The organism is Frateuria sp. (assembly GCF_013362045.1).
In the GTDB taxonomy this organism is placed as follows: Bacteria; Pseudomonadota; Gammaproteobacteria; order Xanthomonadales; family Rhodanobacteraceae; genus Frateuria_A.
Genome location: NZ_JABFWW010000134.1, coordinates 1 through 5493 on the forward strand (window position 1 = coordinate 1; position 5493 = coordinate 5493).

Here is a 5493-nt window from a genome sequence, read left to right on the forward strand (position 1 = left end):
CAGGTCCGCGAAGGCCTGGGCCAGGTGGCGCAGGCGCTGGTGGTGCAGGCCAATGCCGCGCTCGACGCCGACGACAAGGCACAGGCGGCCACGCTGCTGGACCAGGCCGAGGCGCTCGCTCCCAAGTCCGCCGACCTGCTCGCCGCCCGCACCCGCCTGCGCAGCGCGAGCACACCGCCTGCCCGTGCCGCAGCCAATCCACCGCCGCCCGCGAAGGGCGTGCCCGCACAGCCCACGGCCGAGCCGCCCGCACCGCCACCGCCCGAGCTGACCGCCGACCAGATCGACCAGGTCGCCGAACTGGTGCGTCGCGCCCGCCAGGCGGCCACGGGTGGCCAGATCATGCTGCCGCCGGGCGACAGCGCCTACGACCTGTATCGCAACGCGCTGGCCATCGACGGCAACAACCAGGCCGCGCTGCAGGGGCTGGAGGACCTGCCACGCCTGGTCGTGCAGCAGTTTAACCAGGCGCTGGGTGGCGGCAACCTGGGCAAGGCCGACGAACTGGTGGGCGCGCTCGGCGACCTCTCGCCGGGCGATTCCACCGTGGGCGTGCTGCGCGGGCGGCTGGTCGATGCCTGGCTCGACCAGGCCGAGCACCAGCTGGATCGGGGCGACCGCGCCAACGCGTCGCAGTCGATCGACCAGGCCCGCAAGCTTGCGCCCTATCAGCCGCGCGTGCGCGAGCTTGCGCAGCGCCTGCAGTCGGGCCACTGAGCAGGCCCCGCGTGACGGTTGCCGTGTTCGGGGCCAGCGGCCAGATCGGCCACTTCCTGTTGCCGCGCCTGCGCGCGCGCGGCGAGCAGGTGCTTGCGGTGAGCCGCGAACCGCGCGCCGATGGCGATGGGCTGCACTGGGTGCAGGGCAGTCTTCCCGATGCCGTGCCTGCGCTGACGCAGGTCGGCGCCATCGTCAGCTTCGGCCCGCTGCTGCCGTTCGCCCGCTGGCTGGCCGCCGCCGCGCCGGCGGGCGCACCGCGCATCGTCGCCACCAGTTCGATGAGTGCGCAAAGCAAGGCCGACTCCGACGTGCCCGCCGAACGCGAGATCGCCCGCCAGCTGCGCGAAGGCGAGGCGGAGCTCGCCGCCGCGTGCGCCCGGTTGGGGTACCGCTGGACCGTGTTGCGCCCCACGCTGATCTATGGCGCCGGCCGCGACAAGAGCCTGACGCCGATCGCCCTGCGCGCGATGCGCACGCGCCTGTTCCCGCGCCCGGCCGGCCGCGGCCTGCGCCAGCCGGTGCACGCCGACGACATTGCCCGGGCCGCGCTTGCGGCGATCGATCGTCCGGCCGACCGTGTGCTGATGCTCGGCGGCGGCGAACGCCTGCGCGCCGGCGAAATGTTCGCCCGCGTCCAGCACAGCCTGCCGGTGGCCACCCTCGCAGTGCCGGTGCCCGCGTGGCTGCTGCGCCTGGCCCGCCATGTCGTGCCGCGCCTGCGCGGGCCGCTCACGCGGCTGGAAGCGGACCTGATCGCCGACAATGGCGAGCTGGAGGCGATGCTCGGCATCCATCCACGGCCCTTCCGGCCCGACAAGGACTGCTGGTCGCCGTAGCGCAATGCCGCCGGCACGGGGCCGGGACGGGCCGCGCAATGCCATTGCCATGCCCGCCGCCCGCCACTTTCCGTCCCTCGCGTTCAGATGCGCGCCGGGGAGCACGCCCTATCATCGGGCCCACCTTGGATCCCGGTCTCCCACCTTGGCACTGATCAACCGCATGGGCGCGTTCGCGCGCCACAGCTGGCGTTGGCTGCGCATCCCGTTCTGGGTCGCGCTGGGCCTGGGGCTGGGTTTCCTGCTGCCTTACACGCTGATCCTCAACAAGCGCGTGCAGGATCGCTTCAACGACCTGGTCTTCGCCGTGCCCACGCGCGTCTATGCGCGACCGCTGGACCTGGCCCCCGGCGTGCCGATGTCGAGCGCCGCGCTGGAACTGGAGCTGACCTTCGCCGGCTACACCCATGACGCCAGCGGCAAGGTGCCGGGCAGCTGGACCCGCGAGGGCAGCCGCTACGTGATTTCCTCGCGCGGCTACGCCGGCCCCGATGGCGGCGAGCTGCCCAAGCGCATCCGCGTGACGCTGGGCAGGGGCCAGGTGGAATCGGTCAACGATGCCGCCAGCGGCGCGCCGCTGAAGCTCGCCCATCTCGACCCCGCGCGCATCGCCACCCTCTACGGCGCGCAGCAGGAAGAACGCCGCATCGTGCACCTGGCCGACGTGCCGCCGCTGCTGGTCAAGGGCCTGCAGGCGGTCGAGGACCGCGACTTCAAGCACCACATCGGGCTGGACTTCACCGCCATCCTGCGCGCCGCCTTCGCCAACCTGCGCGCGGGGCACACCGTGCAGGGCGGCTCCACGCTGACCCAGCAGCTGGTGCGCAACCTGTTCCTGGACCGCAACCAGACCATCGTGCGCAAGTTCAACGAGGCGCTGCTCTCGCTGCTGATCGAGGCGCACTACTCCAAGGACCGCATCCTGGAGGCGTACATCAACGAGGTGTTCCTCGGCCAGCAGGGCAGCCAGGCCGTGCACGGTTTCGCCGCCGGCGCGGAGTTCTACTTCGGCCGGCGCATGGAGGACCTGCGCCCGCAGGAGATCGCGGTGCTGGTGGGCATGGTCAAGGGCCCCAGCTACTACGACCCGCGCCGCTTCCCCGAGCGCGCGCTGGCGCGGCGCAACCTGGTGCTCAAGGAGTTCTACGACACCGGCCTGATCGACGCCAACCAGGCCAACGCCGCGCAGGCAGCGCCGCTGGGCATCGCCTCCAACGCGCAGCTGCCGCACAACCGCTTCCCCGCCTTCATGCAACTGGTGCGCGCGCAGATCACCAGCGACTTCGACAACGACACGCTGAGCCAGGGCAACCTGTCGATCTTCACCACGCTCGACCCTGCCGCGCAGATCTATGCCGAGCAGGCGATCACCTCTTCGCTCAAGGGCCTGGGCAAGCGCGGCGAGAAGGTGCAGGCGGCCGGCGTGGTCACCGACACCGACAGCGGCAACGTGCTGGCGGTGGTCGGCAGCAAGCTGCCGGGCGACACCGGCTTCAACCGCGCGCTGGACTCGCGCCGGCCGATCGGCTCGCTGGTCAAGCCGTTCGTCTACCTGGTCGCGCTGACCGATCCCTCGCGCTGGAACCTGGGCACGCCGCTGGACGATTCGCCGATCGCCCTGCGCCAGCCCAACGGCAGCACCTGGATGCCGCACAACGACGACAACCTCTCGCACGGCCAGGTGCCGATGGTCGACGCGCTGGCCCATTCGTGGAACCTCGCCACCATCCACCTGGGGCTCGCCGTGGGCGTGCCGCGCATCAAGGCGTTCCTCGAATCCTTCGGCTTCACCGACGTCAACCCGAGCCCGTCGATGCTGATCGGCGCGGTCGACCTGGCGCCCATCCAGGTCGCGCAGCTCTACCAGTACGTGGCCGCCGACGGCCACGCGTTGCCGCTGCTGGCGGTGCGCGGCGTGGTGGACGGCAACGGCCGCACCATCAAGCGCTACGAGGTCGAGGGCGGCAAGGGCGAATACCAGCAGGCGGTGCGGCTGGTGACCTGGGCGATGCAGCAGGTGGCCGAGTACGGCACCGCGCACAGCCTCGGCGACTCCTCGCTGGCCTGGCTCAACGCCGCCGGCAAGACCGGCACCAGCAACGACATGCGCGACAGCTGGTTCGCCGGCTTCACCGGCTCGCACCTGGCGGTGTTCTGGATGGGCCGCGACGACAACAAGCCGACCAGCCTGTTCGGCGCCACCGGCGGCCTGCGCGCCTGGCAGGACCTGTTCCGCCACCTGCCCACCAGGGCGCTCCCCGCCGCGCCCGGCGAGGGCCTGCAGATGGCGTGGATCGACCCTGCCAACGGCAAGCCCACGCAGCCCGAATGCGAAGGCGCGCGGCAGTTCCCCGTCGTCGCAGGCTCGCTTCCCGCCGACACCGAGGGCTGCTTCTGGCAGCGCGTCGGCGATTTCTTCGGCGGCAACGGCAACGCGCCCGCGCCCGCCGCCACCACGCAACCGTAGAGACCTGACGATGTTTCCCGCTGCACGCTTCCGCTTCGCCCCCGCCACGCTCGCGGCTCTCCTCCTTGCCGGCTGTTTCGAAGCGCCGCCGCCGGAGGTGAAGCCCGTGCGCCCCAGCTACGACCGGGTCGCCGTCATCCGCGCCGCGGGCGAACGCGAGAAGTCGGTGATCGACGTGGCGCCATTGCGCGACCCGGGCGTCAGCGCCATGCAGGACGTCGCGCAGGCGGACGAGCGCGCCGGCCGCTATGCGCAAGCCGCGGCCATGCTCGACCGGGCGCTCAGGCTCGCCCCCGACTCGCCCGACCTGCTGCAGGACCGCGCCGAGATCGCCGTGCGCCTGCACGACTACGCCGCTGCCGAACGCCTGGCGCGCCAGTCCTGGTCGCTCGGGCCCCAACTGGGGCCGCTGTGCGCGCGCAACTGGCAAACCGTCGTCGAGATGCGCCTGCAGGCCGGCGACGAAGCCGGCGCCGTCGCCGCGCGCAAGGGCGTGCAGGCATGCCACAAGGAAGGCGTGCCCCGCTACTGAGCCACGTCCACGTCTTGCTTCTCTCCCGCCGGGATGAGCGCGGCTTCAGGTGCCGCTGCAGCCGGGGGCTCTACGCCGTGCGATAAAACGCTTCGTGCGCCGCCTGGTCCTCGAGGATCTGCGCCCATTGTCCGCCGGCGTTCTCGCGAGGCATCACGGCGAGCACCGGCCTCGCCAGCGGCAGGAGCGCGAAGCCTACGCGGAAGCGGTTCGCCATCGGCGATGCGCTAGAACGTCTCGCAGCGCGGTACGCGCGGCGATCCAAGCCGCGCTGCCGCCCGCAGCGTCAGGTCACGTCCGAAACCAATCGCCAAGCAGCCGCCCGCCGTGCCGGTGCAGCGCACGCAAACGGGGATGCAACTGCATGAAGTTCGGTTCGAACCACCGGCTGACGGCGCTATCCATGCGCCGCCGCCGCTGTCACCCGAGCGCCGCCCCGAGCAGCAGCACGATGCCGACGAAGCTAACCGCCCACACCAGCGTGCGCAGGTAGGGAATGCCCGCGGCATACACCGGCACGTAGACCAGCCGCGCCCAGAAGTACAGCTGCGCACCCAGCGCGCTGGTCGCGTCCTGCCGTCCCAGCGCGACCACCGCGAGCACCAGCGCCGCGAAGAACGCGAACGTCTCCAGGAAATTGCCGCGCGCGCGGTCGAGCCGTCCACCCACGCCGGTCAGTGCCTGGCCCGGCTGGTCACGCGGCCCGACCGCCCACCCGGTGCCGCGCTGGATCATCATCGCCAGCACGGTGAGCGCGATCTGCACCAGTCCGAGGATCACGCTCCACACCAGCATGCGAATCTCGATGCCCATGGTCCTGCCTCCGTTGGTTGGAAGGGGCGGATGGTGATCCCTTCCGTGCGCCAAGGCTACAAGCTCCGCTGATCTAGAGTTCCGCGGCGATATGCCATTCGCTGCGCAGCACCGCCGCGTACGCC

The 5493-nt window shown here is 71.5% G+C and carries 5 protein-coding genes and 1 pseudogene; 4 read left to right on the forward strand and 2 right to left on the reverse strand.

Features of this window, described 5'->3' with window-relative positions:
* The 4 genes and pseudogenes from HOQ08_RS06200 to HOQ08_RS06215 form a co-directional block, all read left to right on the forward strand.
* Window positions 1–717: pseudogene (locus HOQ08_RS06200) on the forward strand (hypothetical protein); the annotation flags it as partial.
* Window positions 718–728: 11 nt separating this feature from the next.
* Window positions 729–1556, forward strand: a complete 828-nt coding sequence (locus HOQ08_RS06205) for an NAD(P)-dependent oxidoreductase (protein ID WP_291192504.1) — start codon at window positions 729–731, stop codon at window positions 1554–1556.
* Between the two features lie 145 nt (window positions 1557–1701).
* Window positions 1702–4023: a penicillin-binding protein 1B gene (gene mrcB / locus HOQ08_RS06210; RefSeq protein ID WP_291192505.1), complete on the forward strand. Its 2322-nt coding sequence runs from the start codon at window positions 1702–1704 to the stop codon at window positions 4021–4023.
* A 10-nt stretch (window positions 4024–4033) separates the two neighbouring features.
* Window positions 4034–4555: a tetratricopeptide repeat protein gene (locus tag HOQ08_RS06215; RefSeq protein WP_291192506.1), complete on the forward strand. Its 522-nt coding sequence runs from the start codon at window positions 4034–4036 to the stop codon at window positions 4553–4555.
* A gap of 70 nt (window positions 4556–4625) precedes the next feature.
* On the opposite strand, the gene HOQ08_RS06220 is transcribed toward HOQ08_RS06215, so the two are convergent.
* On the reverse strand, window positions 4626–4772 hold the full coding sequence (locus tag HOQ08_RS06220; protein WP_291192507.1) for a hypothetical protein: 147 nt from the start codon (window positions 4770–4772) through the stop codon (window positions 4626–4628).
* Between the two features lie 203 nt (window positions 4773–4975).
* Window positions 4976–5368: an MAPEG family protein gene (locus HOQ08_RS06225; RefSeq protein WP_291192508.1), complete on the reverse strand. Its 393-nt coding sequence runs from the start codon at window positions 5366–5368 to the stop codon at window positions 4976–4978.
* Window positions 5369–5493: the final 125 nt, after the last annotated feature.